The 20913-nt window shown below is 40.1% G+C and carries 14 protein-coding genes; 5 read left to right on the top strand and 9 right to left on the bottom strand.

All coding sequences use genetic code 11. From position 1 onward, the window contains the following. Positions 1–233: 233 nt before the first annotated feature. Both L1070_RS02855 and L1070_RS02850 read right to left on the bottom strand, forming a co-directional pair. The gene (locus L1070_RS02855; RefSeq protein ID WP_070985890.1) at positions 234–920 is read right to left on the bottom strand and encodes a response regulator; all 687 of its coding nucleotides are present in this window, start codon (positions 918–920) and stop codon (positions 234–236) included. A gap of 25 nt (positions 921–945) precedes the next feature. Then, entirely contained in the window at positions 946–1149 is a 204-nt protein-coding gene (locus tag L1070_RS02850; protein ID WP_237124399.1) for a hypothetical protein, read from the bottom strand. A gap of 75 nt (positions 1150–1224) precedes the next feature. On the opposite strand from L1070_RS02850, the gene L1070_RS20315 reads away from it, so the two are divergent. Beyond that, on the top strand, positions 1225–1347 hold the full coding sequence (locus tag L1070_RS20315) for a hypothetical protein (RefSeq protein ID WP_275423229.1): 123 nt from the start codon (positions 1225–1227) through the stop codon (positions 1345–1347). Positions 1348–1410: 63 nt separating this feature from the next. Here the strand turns inward: L1070_RS20315 and L1070_RS02845 are convergent, their stop codons facing one another. The 3 genes from L1070_RS02845 to L1070_RS02835 all read right to left on the bottom strand — a co-directional run bounded on the left by L1070_RS02845 (position 1411) and on the right by L1070_RS02835 (position 6904). After that, complete coding sequence (locus L1070_RS02845; RefSeq protein ID WP_237124398.1) at positions 1411–4527, bottom strand: DEAD/DEAH box helicase; 3117 nt, start codon at positions 4525–4527, stop codon at positions 1411–1413. A gap of 166 nt (positions 4528–4693) precedes the next feature. After that, positions 4694–5656, bottom strand: coding sequence for a transcriptional regulator (locus L1070_RS02840; protein WP_070985886.1), 963 nt, complete (start codon positions 5654–5656; stop codon positions 4694–4696). Positions 5657–5671: 15 nt separating this feature from the next. Then, complete coding sequence (locus L1070_RS02835; RefSeq protein WP_070985885.1) at positions 5672–6904, bottom strand: AAA family ATPase; 1233 nt, start codon at positions 6902–6904, stop codon at positions 5672–5674. Positions 6905–7613: 709 nt separating this feature from the next. Between L1070_RS02835 and L1070_RS02830 the strand changes: the two genes are divergently transcribed. Further along, positions 7614–8828: a replication protein A gene (locus L1070_RS02830; protein ID WP_070985884.1), complete on the top strand. Its 1215-nt coding sequence runs from the start codon at positions 7614–7616 to the stop codon at positions 8826–8828. 29 nt (positions 8829–8857) lie between these two features. Here L1070_RS02830 and L1070_RS02825 read toward each other — a convergent pair whose 3' ends face one another. Next, positions 8858–9727, bottom strand: coding sequence for a DNA replication terminus site-binding protein (locus L1070_RS02825; protein ID WP_237124397.1), 870 nt, complete (start codon positions 9725–9727; stop codon positions 8858–8860). A gap of 1347 nt (positions 9728–11074) precedes the next feature. Here L1070_RS02825 and L1070_RS02820 point away from each other — a divergent pair. Next, a complete protein-coding gene (locus tag L1070_RS02820) occupies positions 11075–12430 on the top strand; it encodes a 3-deoxy-7-phosphoheptulonate synthase class II (protein ID WP_070985882.1) in 1356 nt (451 codons plus the stop codon). A 26-nt stretch (positions 12431–12456) separates the two neighbouring features. Here the strand turns inward: L1070_RS02820 and L1070_RS02815 are convergent, their stop codons facing one another. Further along, positions 12457–13266: a pyruvate, water dikinase regulatory protein gene (locus L1070_RS02815; RefSeq protein WP_237124396.1), complete on the bottom strand. Its 810-nt coding sequence runs from the start codon at positions 13264–13266 to the stop codon at positions 12457–12459. Positions 13267–13409: 143 nt separating this feature from the next. On the opposite strand from L1070_RS02815, the gene ppsA reads away from it, so the two are divergent. Further along, positions 13410–15785, top strand: coding sequence for a phosphoenolpyruvate synthase (gene ppsA / locus L1070_RS02810; protein ID WP_237124395.1), 2376 nt, complete (start codon positions 13410–13412; stop codon positions 15783–15785). 45 nt (positions 15786–15830) lie between these two features. On the opposite strand, the gene L1070_RS02805 is transcribed toward ppsA, so the two are convergent. After that, positions 15831–16034, bottom strand: a complete 204-nt coding sequence (locus tag L1070_RS02805; RefSeq protein WP_237124394.1) for a PGPGW domain-containing protein — start codon at positions 16032–16034, stop codon at positions 15831–15833. Positions 16035–16177: 143 nt separating this feature from the next. On the opposite strand from L1070_RS02805, the gene L1070_RS02800 reads away from it, so the two are divergent. Further along, positions 16178–19228, top strand: coding sequence for an FAD-binding and (Fe-S)-binding domain-containing protein (locus L1070_RS02800; protein WP_237124393.1), 3051 nt, complete (start codon positions 16178–16180; stop codon positions 19226–19228). A gap of 68 nt (positions 19229–19296) precedes the next feature. On the opposite strand, the gene L1070_RS02795 is transcribed toward L1070_RS02800, so the two are convergent. Further along, positions 19297–20508 carry a site-specific integrase gene (locus L1070_RS02795; protein WP_237124392.1) on the bottom strand — a complete coding sequence of 404 codons (1212 nt, stop codon included), beginning with the start codon at positions 20506–20508 and terminating at the stop codon, positions 19297–19299. Positions 20509–20913: the final 405 nt, after the last annotated feature.

The raw sequence follows: 20913 nt of genomic DNA, 5'->3' as shown, positions 1-20913 counted from the left end.
TTTCTCTTATAGCTGATGATACCTTAGTGAGTCGTTACAAGCACTTAATTAACCTCAGCTGTAAATAAGAGTTTTGATAAAATGAGTAGTTAACTCTTTGCTATTTTAGCATCCAATGATGATATTTCGCCCATTACCATGGCATTTTGAGTAATAGCAAGTTATTAAAAATGAAAGTAACGAAAAGAGGCATATTAGCTTTATTGGAAAAACTTGCTTACGTGCAGCAGAGGTTAACTAGTGCCATCTTCCAGTTGTTGCGCGTCATAACGGTAACCGGCACCATACACCGAGCCAATGAGTTTGGCTGAAAAACCTAATTGTTTAACCTTTTTACGGATATTTTTAATATGGCTATCAATGACACGGTCCGAGATATCAAAGTTATCCGGCTGAATAAAGTCTAAGATTTGTTGGCGAGAGAATACTCTACTCGGGGCATTGTACAACAAGGCAAACACGTCAAATTCAACTTTCGTCAGCGAAAGTGATTTGTTGCAAATAGCGACACTCAATTGTGACTCGTCCACAATCACCTTCTGCTGAGTCTCTGCTGTGGGTAAACAGCGCCTTAAAATAGCTTTGATGCGCATCACCAACTCTGCAGCACTAAATGGCTTACACACATAATCATCAGCGCCGAATTCTAACCCTTTGAGCCTGTCAGCTTCTGCAACCTTCGCTGTCATCATCACAATCGGAACCATAGAGAACAGTCTAATTTGCTTCATGCACTCCACACCATCTTGATTGGGCAGCATTATATCCATCACGATTGCATCGGGCTGGTTGTCTTGCACCCAAGGCACGACCTGTGCACCATCAGCAATATGAGTAGTTTGAAAGCCAGAGGCTTTAAAGAACAACATAACTTGCTCTGCAATATCAAAGTCATCCTCAACAATTAAAATATGGTGCATAGTTCCTCTTTGGACGTTTTATATTCTACTTAGCCCTCAATTGCTTGAGCGCCTTTCGACGTAATGAATCAGATAAAGTGTCGTCTAATAATAACATGGTTAGAATACTATTGAGATCCTCGCTTTTAGCTACTTCATCTAATAGATCGTAATCATATTGTGATTGTGGTTCTATAAATTTCAGTTGGGTAGAAGCCGTTTCACCACACATGTTTGTGTATCCTTTCATTTTGATTAACCGGACACCTGCTAGCAGGGTTAAATTATCAGTGTTGATATTTCAACCTAACAATGTGGAGTAAATATGGAATTTAGAACCGTACAAGAAAAAATGCTAGAAACAAAAAAGCCAGCTTTCGCTGGCTTTATTACAAATGGTAATCAAGGGGGGAAATCAACAAATGCTCATCGCTACCAACAAGCATAATTATAGACTGCCCACATTGAGATTTAGTTCAAAATTAAATTCAAACTTTATCAATTAATTGCATCAGCGCAATAAAGACAACATTTGCTCTTCATCAAACTTATTTAAATTCATAGACTTATCCTCAAACAATGCATCAACCAACGCTTGTTTTTGAACCTGCATATTGAAGACCTTCTGCTCTATTGAATTTGCCATTATCAGCTTGTAAACAAACACAGGTTTGTCTTGGCCAATGCGATATGCTCTATCAGTTGCTTGGTTCTCGACAGCGGGGTTCCACCAGGGATCAAAATGGATCACCGTATCAGCCTGAGTTAAGTTCAGCCCCGTACCACCGGCTTTGAGACTGATCAAAAATACGTTACATTCACCACTTGTAAAGGCTTGTATGGCTTTATCTCTATGCCTAGTTTGTCCTGTTAACATGGTGTAGGGTAAATCAAGCTCAGTGCACTGTTGGGCGATTAAATCCAATACCGTGGTAAACTGGCTAAAAATAATGACCCGGCGTCCTTGTTCTAACATAATGGGTAAATGTTGACTCAGCCAATCCAGCTTTGCGCTTGAAGCATCGCTTTGTTTGTCAACTAACTGAGAATGACAACAGATCTGCCGCAACTTAAGCAATGCATCCAAAAACATTAACTTACTGCGCTGCACACCTTGTTCTTTAAATAGGTTTAATAGGTTGCTCTCAACTTGTTGCTGCACACTTGCATATAGCTGCGCTTGTTTCGGTGAAAATTCTAACTCTTTAACTAATTCAGTTTTGGCAGGAAGCTCTTGTACCACTTGCGCCTTGGTGCGACGTAAAATAAAAGGTGCAATGACACTGTGTAGCTCCTTCGCTCGCGCTGTATCTTGTTCTTTTTCAATAGGATATTGAAAATACTGTTTGAATTGTTGTCGAGTACCTAAGATATCGGGCATAACAAAGTCTAGCAATGACTTAAGCTCCAACAAATTGTTTTCCACCGGAGTACCACTTAAGCAGAGTTTAAACTGTGCCTTTAGCTGCTTTACACACTTTGAAATTTGCGCTGATTCATTTTTAATGTACTGCGCTTCATCCAGTACAATTGAATCAAAATCTAACGCCTTGTAGTACGCTAAATCACGCTTTAGAAGCGGGTAGGTCGTTAGAATAAATTTAGCTTTATGCACTGTCTCTAACTGCATTTCGCGATTACTACCATGCACCGTGGTCAGCGTTAAATGAGGCGCAAAACGTGCGAACTCGGCCTGCCAGTTACCAACTAAGCTAGTTGGACAAACGATCAGGCTCGGCATATTAACCAAGGTATTATGCTGATTTATAAAATAAGCGATAACTTGCAATGTTTTACCAAGGCCCATATCGTCAGCCAATATACCACCTAGCTGATGCCGATTAAGAAACCTGAGCCAGTTCACCCCTTGCTCTTGATAATCCCTCAGTGTAAACGTCTGATTTGTACTCGCTGGTATGAGATTGCTTGTTTCTTTGGGATGATTCAGTTCATCTAGATATTCCAGTAATCGCTTATCTTCGCAACTAACCGCAACATCTTTCAAATTGAATAGATCTTTAGCGAAATATAAAGGGAACTTAAATTGGCTATTAGAAAGATAGTAGCTAAAACGTTCTTTTAATTTAATCAGCAGTTCATAACTTGCACTAGGAACAGCATATGATTGCTCCGCTATTTTCACATATTGATATTGGCTTGCCAGTTCATTTATCTCCAGACACGGCTTCACATCCCAATCTAGCAAAACGGTCTTATCATCAAATTGTACTTTGCCAAGAATATGGTGATGCCTATCACGCCTTATCGATAACGAAACTTTAGGCTCAGTGACTAAGCTCGTTTCATTGAGCTCTTCGACTATCCAACCTTTGCTAAGCAATTGCAAGCGAATTTCATTGTTAAACCAATGCTCCGCTTGTTCACTTTCAACAGGCAATGAAAACAACCCATCTTTATTATTCAAGCCCAAACCAGTAAGCAACTGCTCACTTCTTTTTCTCTGCTTTGCAACTTCATTTCTAGACAATTTCTTTGAATTGTCTAAGGTAAGTTTAAGGCGGACACCATCGCTAGAAGAGCTGACACTCAAGCGACTTGTTAGATGACCATTCGGAGATAGATTCGATACACCTGCCTGAGTCATTCCAGCTGGCGCTTGAATTAAATCATCAGAATATAGCTCAGCAAATCGTGTAGCAACCTGAATCAGCTGTTCAATAGGAACTGATGGCATCGTCAATAGGTGTGCAATTTCTTCGCTACTAAGCTCTGAGCTAATTCGGCCAACCAACATACGCTCTGTATCCAAATAATAAGGAGGATCTGTTTTTAGCAGCAGCCAGTGCTCAGTATTAGATAGTTGTGCTTTAAGTTGCGCGTATTGACTATCTTGCTGCCAAACAAACTTTAAGTTTTGTTGATGAGCAGAAGATAAGGGAGTGCGATCATTTTGAAAATATAAGCGGTTGGTATGTAAGAGTTGTTGAAGCGCGGCATATCCCCATGCACCACTTAATTCGAAGTGGCCAGGAGAGTTTTGGGAGCGGATCCAAGTGAACAATCTAAAGTCTTCATCCGATACGCCAGGTGGTGGCAGCTGACTGTTAATCTGTTGCTCTGTAAGTGGCCGTCCCAGAGGATAATGACCATCAGGTCTAAAAGCACTCAGCTTTGGCATCACCTGCAGTTCACCGCCATGTAGCTCTAAAGAAAATAATAAAACATTGTTGATATCTGAGGGCTTGGTTAACTGTAACTGCTCTAATTCATTAAACCAATCATTGATTAGATACGCCTCACCAAACCCGCCAGAGTGTTCAATTTTTAGCTTGAGTAATACAGCTGCAATATGGCGACATTTGGCATTACTTGAACACGTGCACTGGGCTTCAACGCGAACCCCACGTGTATTGTGCTCTATAGTAATGTGCTGAGAGAAAGTATTCCCATAGTTGCCAATAATTTGCGCGTCGATCTTTGAAAAATCATCGCTGTGTTCGAGAAAGCTAATTTGCGAGTCTTTGAGATACTCTTTAGCTTTACTCAGCATTTGAGCATTAAAATACTGCTTCAAAAAGCGCTCTGAAAGTGGAAATTGATTTGCTTGTTCTTGCTTGATTTCTTCAAACAAGGCAAGCAATTGTTCTTTAGACAACTGCGTAGACATCAGCACGACACAAAACTTTACCAATCCGCCCAGTATATGGGATCCAAGCACTAAGCAAAAGGGCTATACGCAGATTTAACGCGGGTATTTTACTGGTTGGAGCAGAGAATCGTCAGTTTAAACGTAAGCCAAACAATCATTCAGTATTGCTTGGCTTATTTATGAGCTAATTATAGCTAGACAAGATTTTTTGCAGATGCTCTAAACGCTTTCCTGTAAGAACACGATTATCAATTTTTATGGTGATATCGCCTGTTTTTAAGCTCCTTTGTACTTTCACAAAATCGCTCTCCAGCAGAGATTCATTACGATGCGCTTTATCCTCAAAGGTGGTTAGATATTTTGTTATCATTAACGCACGCTTTTCGTCGGTCATCTCTTCGAACATAAAGGGCTGAGTGCTCACCTCTTGGATCATGTTGTTAAACATCTCAGGATCTAAGCTAATGGCTTCAATTATTTTTTTAGCTGCCTCACGACCAACATGGTTGGCTGTGGGATACAAATTTAAAACATGCTTCGGAATATGCTCATAGGCTTTGATAGCGTCCGCAATCGCTGTATGTGAAACCCCCTCAATGGCGGCGATTTCTCTAAATGAACCTTTTTTACCTTGTTCTTGTAACTTAAGCTTAGTACCTGCGTAAGCTTGGCCCAGCTCCCAAAGGCTGGGAGCGATATATTGATCAGACGAAACAGCAAGCAATTTAGCGTCATCATCATTAAAATCATTCGATGATAAGACCACATAATCAGCACCAGCAAAGATACATGCTTTACGTCTACGAGACCCAGATAAAACCCATTGGATATTGTCTTTTTGCCAGCACAGTGCTGGGTGCAAATTGCGTTTGTCACTTTTAATGGCAGGTAGTATGTCAGCAACAGAGCGCTCATTAAGCAATGACTGCTCTCGTCTATTCTGCCCATAAACCTTTGTTTTTAGTTCGATATCTTTATGTCTGATAACGTGACATGTCAAAGTGATGGTTCGATTAGGATCGCTTGGTGCCGGCATGGTGATCACATCGCCGACTTTCGCCTGATCGAGTAAGTCATCAAGACTGCTTCCTTCAACAGGAGACGCAAAAGGGTCTAATCGAGTATCATTCTTACGTTTTTTTGCCATGGGAAACCTTTATTCTTATTGCGTCAATGTTGATTGAGTTGAAGGCCAATTTGAACGGATTAACATTTCTAACTCATCCACTACATCTTTGATATTTTCTTGTGCTTTTAACAACGACTCCCGACTTGCTAGGCTATCTGATGTTTTTTGATCAAAGATCGTATTAAACGATGATGAACTAGCGGTAATCGCTGAGCTGTGGTTAATTGGATAACTCATAACTTGTCTACCAAATGCGCTACGGACATCCTTGACGATATCACGCTGGGAATGATTACCTTTGACATAATTGGTGACTAAGAATTGCATAAAATCCCAACCATCGTGCCCAAGCGCAGCTACGGTGTGGTATATCTCGCCTAATCGCTTCAGATATTTATTATTTGCATCAAAATCAACCGCTTCAGGGTGTACTGGTATTAGCATTGCTGTAGATGCCATTAACGCATTATAAAACATAAAGTTAAGTGAAGGCGCGGTATCAATTAAAATAATGTCAAATTCATCTTCTACTGGTTCAATCACTTTTTCATAAAGTTTGTGGTAATGCCGCGTTTGCTCATATCCTGAGCTCTCTTTGAGCTCAGTTGCTGTTTCATGTTCAAAATAAAAATCATCCATACCTGATGGCAATACGCGAATATTAGGTATATGAGTACATTGAAAGGCACTAGAGACGACACTACGCCAAGTTTCATTTTCTTCAAGTTCAATACAATCACGCATAAGGTCACCTACAGTTATAGGCTCTGGGTCACTTGACGGGAAGAAACTTGAAGATGAACCTTGAGGATCTAAATCGATTATCCCTATTCGGTATCGTTTAATATTGGTTGTAGCTAGGGCTGCTGCAATATTTACTAAGGATGTTGTTTTGCCACAGCCTCCTTTAAGGGAGTTGATAACAATAACTTGCAACTTATCGCCTTCTTTACGCTGATCAGCGTTAACTCCCATGATTTCAGCCATTGCAAAGATATTGGCCAAAGTATATGCGTAATGTCCATTTGCACCTTTTTGAATGTTCAAGTGATCAAAATCACCTTGATCATGTCTTCTCTTGAGAGTTCTATTATTGCAACCCAGTAAATCAGCAGCAGCTTTTTGGGTATAAGTTCTTAGCTCTTTTTCATCGGTTTTAAGATGCGCTCTGTAATGCTGAATACGGCCTTCTAGCGATTGCTCTGCGACTTCAGCAGTTGCTTTTAATAAGCTATATGTTGAGAGTGCTTTGTTATTAATTGACATACGCGATATCCTTTACTTGATAGTAAACATTATAATGTCCATCAAATAAGGAGTAAACAATAAAATACCAAGACATCCAAAAAAATACTTATAAATTCTTTTACTTAAGTATAAGTAAGTAAAGTTTAGATATGGTTAGAATATAGGTATTAAAGACTAGAGCTATAAAAAAGTACCTTAACTATATAATTAATAAAGAAAAGATTATAAAATACAGATCATAAATTTACGAAGTAAAGATCTGATCTTTATCAACTGCCAGATCACGAAATAACTAAGGTAAAATCAGATAGTTAGCTTACGAACAGTTTATCAACAAGGTTATTCACAAATTTAATGCTAGAGATCAAGTTTATACTAAGTTAAATCAGTTAGTTATGAACATTGAATAGCAAAAACGGACTATTTTGTTAGTACAGATCGGATCTTTTCTTAGTTCAGATCGGATCTGTACTAAGTAAGGGTTGAGTTATACACAGTTATTAATGATCTTACCTGTTATAAATGCTTATTTGACCTTTTTTTAAGTAACTAACGCTATAAGTTGGGCCAAGTTAGTAAAAAGGTGATCTTGAAATTTCTAGAGTTAGTAAAAATCAGATCTCATACAAAAAATAGTGATTGGATCAGTTTTTTACTAACATTAGTCATTAACTTTTTTGAACGAATATGTTGTTATAAGCTGTCATAAAATTTTGGAAGTAGAAAAATGAGCCGAAAGGTGAACATCTCAGTAGATAACTTGCCTGATTCGTTACGAGGCCAGATCCATGGTGTGGAAAGTGCGATTGATAATGAAAGTCTAGCATTATTTACTGACAATAAAGATGTTCGGATATCGATAGAAAATGCCGCCCATGGTTTAAGAGCTTATTCGAATACCTTCAATCATTATGATCTTTGGGGCCGCTTTGTTCGCTCTGGTCATAAAAAATTGCCTTTGGAAGATGCGCCTAAAAAGACCATCATTACCCGACGTATTTCTGAGAAAGTTGATGGCATTCTTTATGAAGGCGAAATCAAAATTACTCCAGCTGTGGTCAGCGCGAAAAAAGATGGCGACGATATGGAGTATTTGGTTTGGCCATCGGATCGTGAAGAGAAAGTTGAACGAGCGTTAATTCGTTTAGCATCTAAAGGCAAAATCGTAAAAATTAATTTTAAATCTGGTATCCAGTATGCCGTGATTTTCTCAATGAATGAATTGGCCCAAGAGCTAAAAGCTGTTGGTCAGTCAATGCCTTATCCGCAGATAAAAGAATCACTCGAAGCATTGCAAGGTTCAAAGCTATCATTTAAATATTCTGCCACAGATACCCGAAATTCAGATATCGATGATTCGTTCTACGAGTCGAATATGAACTTTCTATCATCACTACACTTTAGTGGTAAAAAGGGGCAGGGCGGAAACATTAAATGTGTAGCCTGTTTAAATGCTTTTGTGCACAACATGATTGATAACTTAGAGTACAAAGGATACTACTTTAATAGTGCACAAGAATTAAAACGTGGTTTATCGCGTTGGATGATGCTTAGGTTATATCACCTATGGCGCTATGCGGCCCCTGGTAAAACCTATCATTTTAGATTGTTATCTATTATGGAAAAATATGGTTCAATTTATTCAACAGATGATATTTCTGAAAATAAATTAAAGGCGCTTCGTCGTGACATGACAACTACAATGAAAGATCTCATAGAGAAGGGCGCTATCTCAGAATATAACATTACCAATGTAAAAGATGATAAAACGGGTCAAATCATAGACTATGTTTATGAAATGCATCCATCAGCGCAGTTTTGTGAAGAAATTCTTGCACTGAATAAGCATCACAAACGCATCGAAATTCAAGGCGGTAAAAGAATTGTAGAAAATGCTGAGGTGATAGATGAAGACACATTGGAAGAAATAGTTAAAAAATAAACTTAAGAAAGCGCCACAAGGCGCTTTTTTTAATCCACTTTTTCTAAGTAAATTCGATCTACCAAAAAATTGTACGCGCGTTTTCTCGGATGATTATCAACTTTTTCGTAATTTGATAAGTCTCCTAATTTTGTTTCAGGGTGTGGATTAAATAATATAAATGGAAGTGCAGCACTAACGTGATAACGTTTTTGCGCAGTAAAGCGTACATTAACTTCTGGCGATACTCTCGTTGGTCTTCTAATTCTCAACTTACTGTTAGCACCTAAACTATTGACGCGAATTTTTTCTTGCTCAACTAGAGACTGCCATGATTGCTGATCAATCATTCTAGGATTTGAGTAGTTCGATGAACGAGAAAGCATATCTAAAGCGGCTTCTTTTGAGAGTGTACGCGTAGCGTGTTTGGTCATCCATGTGAATCTAACAGAATAAGGTATGGCTGTTTCACTATGGATCTTTCTATAACCAGCTATGGTGATCAATGATGGAACCGCACTATGTACGGCGTCAAATCGAGCATCATTGTTTGGAATTTCAAGAATAAGCTCTTTAAATTTCTGCTTCGCTTCATTTACTGCTTTAAGTCGTGCTTGCAAATTACCTTTGGGGTCATTGATAGAAATGATTCCAGGATGTCGTTGAACGACCTTGCCGCTGACCTTATGATTTATAAATAAATCTTTGTAAGCACTTACAATCATTTTTGTCGCTTCTTGCCCAGAAACCTTATTAACTTCAATAGTCAGTGGGGCTTTCTCTTCCTGCTCTTTTTCAATTTTTGGCAATTCAAAATATGTCGATTTGATAATATCGGACTGCTGTAACTCTTCGCAGAATAAAGACAATTGTTCGTGAAGTAAGTCAAATTGTGAGCGAATTGAAAATTTAGGTGTCATTGTAGAACACATCATCCTTTAAGTTTGTTAGATGCTGAGATGGTTTCATAAGTAACACGATGTATGATGTGTTCTCTATTCATAGGATAGCAGATATTCTTTAATTTATAAATATTAGCTTGTTCGCCATTTAATCTAAGGTGATAGTGAAAGTCACGATTTATTGATTGGCTGGTCGAATAAAAAAACACATGCTCAGAGTAACTACACGAATTAAGTGTAGGAATTGAGAGATGTAAGTTGGTACTAACATACAGCTATGTGGAGGTCAGGATTTTCGTGCTTCTAAGATAATGAGCTATTGACGAGACAGATGTTCTAGTATGATGTGTTCCTTGTAAAGTATGGCAGCTACACAGACTTAGTTGTAACTTTCATTGACGACAAAGGAGAGGGTTAATCATTACCAACTAAGCATTCCCTAGTAAGAAAGGGTTATACGTTATTACTTTTCCATACAGAGCAAGCCATGTATGACTGCAATGCAAAGACTAAATACTGACATTATTTTTCGATTCTCAATGAAAGAACAGGACTATAACCATATCAAGATATTATGTTAAATCTATTGTATCTGCCGTTTACACCTCTAATATTATTGAATTATCAAGTTTTTTGCAGAGGCCTAGAAGGTAGGGGAAATTGGCTCGCTGTATTGAGATAAGTTAAGGGTTGTTTTCCTCAGATTTATTTCGATGACCCATGCGCCAACTGCTTTAGCAGATAAAGATTACCCACTTTAAACACTCGTCATTTAGTAATCGTTCGGGGCGTTGTGTTATGTGCCTTTTGGAGGTTAGTGGGGGACTCCCTCAAATATACGCACCGAATATACGAGTTTTACAGTTGCAATTATACAGACCAGCATTAAGCAAGATGAAGCCTAGTACTAACGATACACTTTCGGGGTGTAGTTCATCAATGTAATTTCAACATATAACGCCTCAATTGCAGACTACTCCCAGCGCGTACATATAAAACCTTTGCAAGCATGGTACGCAGTTTTGTCTCGTGTTCAAGGCATCACTGAATGTTGATGTCTATCGCAAACAAGAGATTTAACATAACTCAATAGAAGCTCATAGTATGTCATTCGATTTATAGACTACTCGCTTAGTGCCGACTTAGTCCTGAATAAAAATAGTGAGTTGTAGAAGCGGAAAACTAGACCTTGTTAGTTTATTGACAATTGTTCACTGCAATTATGTAGGATGCTGACCTTTTCGGAAATATAATAATAAGTATGATGTGTTCTTATTGTGAAAGAATGTCAAATTTTCCTTGATGCCAAGACGTCTATACGTTACTTTCAGTTTTGAGTAATACTACTTGGAATGAGGAAATAGAATGAAACCATGGAGTCCTGACAGTTGGAGAGATCATCCAATTGTTCAGCAACCTGAATACCCCGATCAATCAGCATTAAAAGAAGTCGAAAAACAGCTTAACAGCGCACCTCCATTAGTGTTTGCCGAAGAGACTCGCAGTTTGTATAAACAACTAGCGGATGTCTGTGAAGGTAAAGCGTTTTTGCTACAAGGCGGTGATTGCGCGGAGTCATTCTCAGACTTTAACGCGGCTAATATTAGAGACACGTTTAAGACATTGCTACAAATGGCAGTGGTATTAACTTATGGTGGTAAATGCCCCGTTGTGAAAATTGCGCGAATGGCAGGCCAATATGCAAAACCGCGTTCATCAGACTTCGAGACCATTGACGGCATCGCCTTGCCTTCGTATCGCGGTGACATCATCAACAATTTTGAATTTACTGAAGCGGCAAGAATCCCAGATCCTAATCGCTTAATGACCGCTTATCATCACAGCGCCGCCACCCTTAACTTACTCAGAGCGTTTGCTCAGGGTGGACTTGCAGATTTACATCAAGTTAATCGCTGGAATATGAGCTTTGTTGCCGCCAATCCACTAAAAGAAAAGTTTCAACAACTCGCAGACCGCATCCAAGATGCACTAGAGTTTATGGAAGTCTGCGGTATCGTCTCTGCGGTTGCTCCTAGTTTAAAAGAAACAGACCTTTATACTTCGCATGAAGCACTGCTGCTTGGATATGAAGAAGCACTGACTCGACGTGACCATTTAAGCGGAGACTGGTACGACTGTTCGGCGCATTTCGTGTGGATTGGTGAGCGTACTCGCCAGCTAGATCATGCTCACATCGAATTTTTCCGTGGGATTAAAAACCCAATCGGTGTTAAAGTCGGCCCAGGTATGAAACCTGACGAGCTGATCGAGCTTATCGATGCACTCAACCCTGACAATATTCCTGGCCGCTTAACGCTTATCACACGAATGGGGGCTGATGTACTACCAGAGAAGTTACCGGCACTAGTCAGAAAAGTTCAAGAAGAAGGCCGCAAGGTAATTTGGTCATCTGACCCGATGCATGGTAATACTGAAAAAGCAAGCACCGGCTATAAAACTCGTAGCTTCAATAATATTCTACGTGAAATAAGCCAGTTCTTTGCAGTACATAAGGCCGAAGGCTCATACCCAGGTGGTGTGCATCTAGAAATGACTGGTCAGCATGTTACTGAATGTACTGGCGGTGCTTATGGTCTATCTGATGAAGACCTAGCTCAGAGATACCGTACTCAGTGCGATCCAAGGCTTAATGCAGACCAAGTATTAGAATTAGGATTCTTGGTGGCAGACTTACTAAAAGATGCCCGCACTAAAGCATAACTGAAAAGGCCGCATAAGCGGCCTTTTTAATACTTACGTCTTGTTAATCCCGTCTCGGAAATAATCTTGGCGGAGATCTCTTCGACTGAATGGCTTGTTGAGTTAAGGTAAGGCGTTTTATGTCGCTTGAATAACATTTCGACCTCACGCACTTCAATACGACATTGACGTAATGAAGCGTACTTTGAATTGGCCATGCGTCCTTCGCGAATCGCCGCCAGTCTCTCTGGATTTATCGTTAAGCCAAATAGTTTGTGTTTATACGGTAGTAGGCAGCTAGGGTAGTTACCTTTTTCTAAATCATCTTCGGTCATCGGATAATTAGCCGCTTTTATGCCGTATTGTAGAGCAAGGTATAAACTCGTTGGTGTTTTACCACTGCGGCTAACGCCCACAAGTATTATGTCAGCTTGTTCATAATCTTTTATATTTGCGCCATCGTCATTGGCCAGTGCATAGTTAACCGCGTCAATTCGAAAGTCATAACTTGCTTCATGTATTGAGTGGGTACGGTGAATCTTAGGCACTGGGTCAACATTGAGCTCTTTTTTAACTACTTTGCTGGCAAGGGCTAAAAAGTCATAACATACACCTTGCGATGAAAGAATAATTTCAGACAACTCTGGATTTACAAAAGTAAAAAATACCAGTGGGCGCTCACCACAGCTCTGTGCCGTTGAGTCGATAAGCCTTTTAATTTCCGTTGCTTTTTTCTTGGTTTCTACAAATGGAATGGTTTGATGGTTAAACTCCACTGGAAACATAGAAAGCGTGGCGTGGCCAAATACTTCGGATGTGATAGCGGTTCCGTCTGAAATATAAAATGCCGTTCTCATGATAACCTTATTGTTTCAAATTAGCTGAATTTTCCCTATCGCGGTTTACGTAGGTGTGCTTACCAGTGTAGAATGCCTGCGACCCCTACAAAAGGTCAAACAATCTCTCACATTTATTACAATTTGTTTTTGGAGACAGTTCCGTGCAAGACTACGTTCTCTGGTATCAAGAGTTAGGTATGCAAGACGTACCTCGAGTTGGTGGTAAAAATGCTTCACTTGGGGAAATGATATCTAATTTATCAAACGCTGGTGTACAAGTTCCAGGAGGATTCGCGACTACCGCAGAAGCCTTCAATGAATTCCTAGACCAATCAGGTCTCAACGAAAAGATCCACACCATACTAGATACCCTTGATGTCGATGACGTCAACACCCTCGCCAAGGTTGGCGCCCAAATTAGACAATGGATCATAGATACCCCCTTCCAACCATCTCTAGACCAAGCAATCCGCGACGCTTACACCACTCTTCATGGTGATACAAATTCAGACGTTTCATTTGCCGTTCGTTCATCAGCAACTGCTGAGGATATGCCAGATGCATCATTTGCAGGCCAGCAAGAAACATTTTTGAACGTTCGTGGTATTGACGCTGTGATGGTTGCGATTAAGCACGTATTCGCTTCGTTATTTAACGATCGCGCAATTTCTTATCGTGTTCACCAAGGCTATGATCACCGTGGAGTTGCTTTATCTGCTGGTATCCAACGCATGGTTCGTTCAGACAAAGCATCTTCAGGCGTTATGTTTAGTATCGATACTGAATCTGGTTTTGAAGACGTGGTATTTGTAACCTCAAGTTACGGTCTTGGTGAGATGGTTGTTCAGGGTGCAGTAAACCCAGATGAATTCTATGTCCATAAACCTACACTAAACAAAGGCTTGCCAGCTGTTGTACGTCGTAATATCGGCTCTAAAGCAATTCAAATGATTTACTCAAGTGACGAGTCACACGGTAAGCAAGTTGAAATTGTTGATATGGACCCAGCAAAGTCAGCTCAGTTTTCTATTACTGATGAAGAAGTACAAGAGCTAGCAAAACAAGCTGTTATCATTGAGAAGCATTATGGCCGACCAATGGATATTGAGTGGGCGAAAGATGGTAATGATGGTAAACTTTACATCGTTCAGGCCCGCCCTGAAACCGTTCGCTCAAATGAAGACGCTAATGTTATGGAGCGCTTCCAACTTAAGGCACAATCAACGGTTATCGCAGAAGGTCGCGCAATCGGCCATAAAATTGGTTCTGGTGTTGTTCGTGTACTTAACTCAATTGATGAAATGGACAAAGTACAACAAGGTGACGTGCTCGTTACTGACATGACTGACCCAGACTGGGAACCAATCATGAAACGCGCTGCTGCAATCGTTACTAACCGTGGTGGCCGTACATGTCACGCAGCAATTATTGCCCGCGAATTAGGTATCCCAGCAGTTGTAGGTTGTGGCAATGCAACAGATCTCATCACCAATAACCAACACGTAACAGTATCATGTGCCGAAGGCGACACTGGCTACATCTACGAAGGTGAATTGGAATATGAAGTAATTTCGTCACGTGTTGATGAAATGCCAGAATTACCAATGAAGATAATGATGAACGTGGGCAACCCAGACCGCGCATTTGACTTTGCTCGTTTACCACATGCTGGTATCGGCTTAGCCCGTTTAGAATTTATCATTAACCGTATGATTGGTGTTCACCCTAAAGCGCTTATTAATTTCGATAGCCAAGACGCTGACCTACAAGCAGAAATCAATGATATCATTGCAGGTTATGAGTCGCCGGTTGAGTTCTACATTGCTAAATTAGTTGAAGGTATCTCCACTCTAGGCTGTGCATTTGCGCCTGAACGTGTAATCGTTCGTATGTCTGACTTTAAATCTAATGAGTATGCAAACTTAGTAGGTGGCCAGCAATACGAACCGGAAGAAGAAAACCCAATGATCGGTTTCCGTGGCGCATCGCGATATATTTCTGAAGATTTCCGCGAATGTTTTGCACTTGAATGTGAAGCTATCAAGCGTGTACGTAATGGTATGGGCCTGACCAATGTCGAGATCATGATCCCATTTGTTCGTACACTTGAAGAAGCAGCTCAAGTTATCGAACTATTGGAAGCGCATGGCCTCAAGCGCGGCGAGAATGGTCTTAAAGTGATCATGATGTGTGAATTGCCATCAAATGCATTACTTGCAGAAGAATTCTTAGAGTACTTCGATGGTTTCTCTATCGGTTCTAACGACTTAACTCAGCTGACACTCGGTCTTGACCGTGATTCAGGATTAATCGCTCACTTATTTGATGAACGTAATCCTGCAATTAAAAAACTACTTTCTATGGCAATCAAAACAGCCAAAGATAAAGGGAAGTATGTAGGTATTTGTGGTCAGGGTCCTTCAGATCATGAAGACTTTGCAGCTTGGTTGGTAGAGCAGGGTATTGACTCTGTTTCACTAAACCCTGATACAGTACTAGAAACTTGGTTATACCTAGCTGATAAGCTTAAAGACTAACCAAACATATGCAAAAGGCCGGTAATCACCGGCCTTTTTGATTTATTACTTTAGCCCATCTAATTTATAACATGCCTTAGTAAATATTGACTGCACTTTCTTTAACCAAGTGCGAGCCTTTGGGTAGTACATTGCAAAACACACCAACGCCGCCAACAAAAATATAATTGATGGACCAGGCACAATCACAAAAACTAGCGCTAGCAGTATAAACAAACTACCTAGAGCCAAAATACATAGTTTTTTCATTGGCCACCTCCTAAAGTTACTTTCTCAATATAAGACATGGGATGTGTCAAAGTTTTCTTAATATGTAACAAAGATTAAATTTCTCAATTTTTTAAATCTAACTCCATGATACAATGTGTCAAAAGCAATAATTTATTACCATCATGATCGCCAATATAAGTCAGCAAGATACAGCAAACGAACTACTAAACGACTATTTGCACACGATAAAAAGTGCAGGGTTTGCAGGAGAAACTGATTGTAGCTATGGAACAAGGCTTATAAATTCAACTGACAACAGCATTTATCAAAATGTTCCTCAAGCTGTTATTTTCCCTAAAAACAATAAAGATATCCAAACGGCATTGCAGTGCGCCGCGCAAGACCCTTTTTTATCGCTTACTTTTGGACCTCGTGGTGGCGGCACCGGCACAAATGGACAATCCCTTACACCTGGTATCGTCATAGACCTTTCCCGTCATATGCGCGAGATAATAGAGATCAATGTTGAAGAACGCTGGGTTAGGGTACAAGCAGGTGTTATTAAAGATCAGCTCAATGACTTCTTGAAGCCTTATGGATTCTTCTTTGCCCCTGACTTATCGACCAGCAACCGCGCAACTGTAGGCGGCATGGTGAACACAGATGCGTCAGGGCAAGGGTCTTTGGTATATGGTAAAACAAGCGACCATGTTTTAGGGCTAAAAACCTATCTTGTTGATGGCACGGAACTAAACACTAGTAAAATAGCCATTGAAAAAGCAAAGATTATTGCCGAGCAAGACAACCGTATCGCACAAATTTATTCGCAAGTGCTCGAATCTTGCGAACCAAATCGAGATCTTATCTTATCGAAATTTCCTCGGTTGAATCGGTTTTTAACCGGTTATGATTTAGAAAATGTTTTCAACGAGGACCTTAGCACCTTCGACCTTTCACGTATTATTACTGGTTCGGAAGGTTCACTGGGCGTGGTGAGCGAAGCGAAACTGAACATAACACCAATTGCGCCGTACAAGACATTAATCAATATCAAATATGATAGTTTTGACTCAGCACTTAGAAACTCACCGTTTCTCGTAGAAGCTCAGGCTACATCTGTCGAAACAGTCGACAGTAAAGTTTTAAATCTTGCTAAGGAAGACATTATCTGGCATTCAGTATCGGACTTAATTACTGATGTACCAGGCATAGATATGCACGGTTTAAACATGGTCGAATTCAACGGTGAAACAGCTGATGAAATGGACGATAAAATATCAGAGTTATGTCGCAAATTGGATGTGCTCATTGCGAACAAGCAAGCGGGTGTTATTGGGTATCAACTCACTAATAATAAAGAAGATATTTTAAAAATATACGCAATGCGTAAAAAGTCCGTGGGTCTGCTAGGTAATACCAAAGGCAAACAAAAGCCACTGGCATTTGCAGAAGATACCGCTGTTCCACCGGAGAATTTGGCTGACTTTATTTCTGAGTTTAGAGCACTTTTAGACTCTCATAATCTTCAATATGGTATGTTTGGCCACGTTGATGCTGGTGTTCTTCATGTTCGCCCAGCGCTTGATATGTGTGATCCAGAGCAAGAAAAGCTACTGCGCACAATTTCAGATCAAGTGGTTGCCCTTACCGCCAAATATGGTGGCTTAATGTGGGGGGAGCACGGGAAAGGTTATCGCAGTGAATATGGACCCGAATTTTTTGGCGAGCAATTATTTAATGAGCTACGAAAAATCAAATCTGCTTTTGACAGAGACAACCGTCTAAACCCAGGAAAAATATGTACACCTATTGAAAGTGAAGACTCACTAGTTAGTGTTGATGATAAAAAACGAGCCTGGTTTGATAAACGCATTGATATCGACGTACGCAACAGTTATGAAAATGCCATGAACTGTAATGGTAACGGTTTGTGCTTCAACTATGACGAAGCTTCACCCATGTGCCCATCTTATAAAGTTACAAAAGATAGACGCCATTCACCTAAAGGCCGCGCCAGCTTAATTCGTGAGTGGTTGCGACTGCAAAAAGAAGCAAATGTCGACGTACTTAGCGTTGAAAAGCAACTCATTCATAAAGAAAATGATACCACGTGGTGGGAACGTTACAGAAATAGTAGCGCGAAGAAGCAGGGGGCTTACGATTTTTCTCATGAAGTTAAAGAATCAATGGACGAATGCTTGGCTTGTAAAGCCTGTACCACGGCTTGCCCAATTAAAGTTGATGTCCCCAGTTTTAGAGCGCGCTTTTTAAATCTTTATCACAGCAAATACAACCGTCCTCTAAAAGATTACTTAGTTGGAAACATTGAAACTATGGCACCCATTCTTTCCAAGTTTGCGTCCTTTGTTAATCCTATCGTTTCAAGTGATCTTGTATCAGCTTCAATAAAACGTATGTTTGGCTACGTTGATACACCTATGCTCAGCACACCTTCACTTCAAAGGCGCGTTGAAGACAAGTACCATTATAATGAAACTTTGCTTGAAAATATGAGCGAGCAAGAGAAACTAAATTCTGTTTTTATCGTACAAGATCCATTTACTAGTTATTATGAAGCAGAACTTGTTGCATCCTGTGTTGATGTTGTAGAAGCGTTAGGTAAAACTCCTATTCTTTTACCTTTCGTACCCAATGGTAAGGCACAACATGTAAAAGGTTTCTTAAAAGCATTTAGTAAAACCGCGAATAAAGCCGCCGAGTTTTTACATCAACTTGCACAACATAACATTCCCATGATCGGCCTCGATGCGTCTTTGGTTATGGTCTACCGAGATGAATACAAACAGTTTGTAACTGACGATAAGTTAGACTTTTCAGTTCGCCTTGCCCACGAGTGGTTAAAAGATCAGGACTGGTCTAAGCTAGTTTTAAATGTTGAGCCCGCAAGTCAGTACACTTTGTTGACTCATTGTACGGAAACCACTGCATTGCCGAGCACTTCCAAAGTGTGGCAGGATATCTTTTCCCAGCTTGGCCTTAAACTTGTAACTCCGAATACAGGTTGTTGTGGTATGGCCGGCACCTATGGTCATGAGTTACAAAACCAGAAAAATAGTCGAACACTTTATGAAATGTCTTGGCAAAGTCATGTTCAAGCAGTGTCACCTGATAATTTACTCGCAACGGGCTTTTCATGTAGAAGCCAGGTGAAGCGCTACGAAAAGCAAAAGCCATTGCACCCGATTGAGTTTATCGCTCGTGCTATAACTTAGCGTCGACTGAAACTTTCTTTAACTTGGATTGGCCCTTAAAAACAAAAATGAGGGTCAATTTAACATAATTACAATTTGCGTTTTACGCCTGACTTTGCACGGTCTTTTATGTTTGTTTGAATATAGATTTGGTCAGTGGTAGCTATCTTCGCGTGTCCCAAATCTTCTGATAGATGTTTCAACGGTCGATGCTGTGCATCATGCGTAGCACCAGTATGGCGCAACCAATGAGCAGTAGCCGCTTTTAACTGTTCAGCTTCATCAGTAAACCCATCTTTGTTAAGAGATTCTACTGCTAAATCAAAGCTTTGCTGTACAATACGACGTATTTGTCGCACGTTCATTCCACCCTGACCACGTAATTTATGGATTATCGGGTAGGGTTCGTCAACTCGGGGGAGGGGAGCTAAACCTCGATATGCACGATAGCGTTTTAAGTGTTCTATAAAATCATTACTTAACGTTACATCTCGTAATTTATTGCCTTTACCCATGATCCGCAAGTACCAAAACCCATCTGGGTCCTGCCAAAAGTGACTCATAACCGGAGACCACTGCGCACGCTCTGATAATTCAGAAATTCTCAGATAAAGCCCCTTTAAACAGGCAAGAGTAAATAAATTACGCTCAAGTTCTGGGTGTTCTTCGCACATATCTTTTGTGACACCTAACACATATTCCCATTGTAAGTTGCTTAGCGTATCAGGTAATTTTATCTGCGACTGTACTACAAGATATGGACTATTTTTTTTGACCACGGGTACAAAGTTGGTATTTGACTTTTCTTCTAAAATGGCGAATTTGTAAAACACGTTTAATGCTGTAAACATCGCCGCTAATGTTTGCTGACTAACAGAGTTTTCTTTGGCAACAAAAGGGCGCCAGTTATCATTGACTTGGCGAATCCCTTTTTGATCTTTGTAACGCCACTGGACTGAATCTGCACACCATGAACTCTCAGGCTCAACCATAAAATCTACATACTCTTCAACATCATCACGCTTTAGGGAGAACACTGACTGCTTTTTTTTGAGCCATGCCCAAAGGTAGTATCGTTCAAGTTCATTGCGAAAACGGTTGAAAGTAGCCTCGGACTTTCTGCCGTATACATAAAGAAACTGATATAAAAAAGCTACGTCTTCCCAAACATCCTCAACATTTGAGGACAGATGGGTTAAGAACACATCAAGTTGCGGGTATTCATGGGACAACGTTTTATCTTCTATATGTGCAATTTGGTAACGAAGTTGCTTGAGTGTGTCGACCAATGGTATCAACATTCTTTAAATGTCCGATATTGACTAGTATTGGACATTTTATAGAATCGATAATTTAAATCAAGCTTAGCAATATTGGAATGGCGCAGATAGAGCTCAAACATAACAGACCAGTCGCTGGCAGTCTAGCGAGTAACTACCAGAGCAAGTCGAAGCGAGTACATTTAATCATTAGGCTGGTGCATTTCTGTTGGCAAACTTTAATAGAATTTCAGCATCAGTAGCGTCTCGTCCATTATCATCACTGTAGAAAAAACTTAAGTTCCAATCTTCTTCGAAATTGGCATACAAAGTGGCTCGTAAAAGCCTTGTTTTATTGTCATTATCTCTCGTAAGTAATTGATTTGGAGTTATGATGAAGTTATTGGGCATTTTATTTAATTTAACATAACGTAAATTATGGGATAT

The organism is Pseudoalteromonas sp. MMG022, assembly GCF_021654245.1.
In the GTDB taxonomy this organism is placed as follows: Bacteria; Pseudomonadota; Gammaproteobacteria; order Enterobacterales; family Alteromonadaceae; genus Pseudoalteromonas; species Pseudoalteromonas amylolytica.
Note: the sequence above shows the minus strand (reverse complement) of the source record. Positions and strands in the feature narration are given on the sequence as shown.

Excerpts from the sequence above, each read along its gene's own strand:
- L1070_RS02840 (WP_070985886.1), bottom strand. The coding sequence starts at position 5,656 with ATGGCAAAAAAACGTAAGAATGATACTCGATTAGACCCTTTTGCGTCT.
- L1070_RS02815 (WP_237124396.1), bottom strand. The coding sequence starts at position 13,266 with ATGAGAACGGCATTTTATATTTCAGACGGAACCGCTATCACATCCGAA.
- L1070_RS02845 (WP_237124398.1), bottom strand. The coding sequence starts at position 4,527 with ATGTCTACGCAGTTGTCTAAAGAACAATTGCTTGCCTTGTTTGAAGAA.
- L1070_RS02830 (WP_070985884.1), top strand. The coding sequence starts at position 7,614 with ATGAGCCGAAAGGTGAACATCTCAGTAGATAACTTGCCTGATTCGTTA.
- L1070_RS02825 (WP_237124397.1), bottom strand. The coding sequence starts at position 9,727 with ATGACACCTAAATTTTCAATTCGCTCACAATTTGACTTACTTCACGAA.
- L1070_RS02850 (WP_237124399.1), bottom strand. The coding sequence starts at position 1,149 with ATGAAAGGATACACAAACATGTGTGGTGAAACGGCTTCTACCCAACTG.
- L1070_RS02855 (WP_070985890.1), bottom strand. The coding sequence starts at position 920 with ATGCACCATATTTTAATTGTTGAGGATGACTTTGATATTGCAGAGCAA.
- L1070_RS02795 (WP_237124392.1), bottom strand. The coding sequence starts at position 20,508 with ATGTTGATACCATTGGTCGACACACTCAAGCAACTTCGTTACCAAATT.
- L1070_RS02800 (WP_237124393.1), top strand. The coding sequence starts at position 16,178 with ATGATCGCCAATATAAGTCAGCAAGATACAGCAAACGAACTACTAAAC.
- L1070_RS02835 (WP_070985885.1), bottom strand. The coding sequence starts at position 6,904 with ATGTCAATTAATAACAAAGCACTCTCAACATATAGCTTATTAAAAGCA.
- L1070_RS02805 (WP_237124394.1), bottom strand. The coding sequence starts at position 16,034 with ATGAAAAAACTATGTATTTTGGCTCTAGGTAGTTTGTTTATACTGCTA.
- L1070_RS02820 (WP_070985882.1), top strand. The coding sequence starts at position 11,075 with ATGAAACCATGGAGTCCTGACAGTTGGAGAGATCATCCAATTGTTCAG.
- L1070_RS20315 (WP_275423229.1), top strand. The coding sequence starts at position 1,225 with ATGGAATTTAGAACCGTACAAGAAAAAATGCTAGAAACAAAAAAGCCA.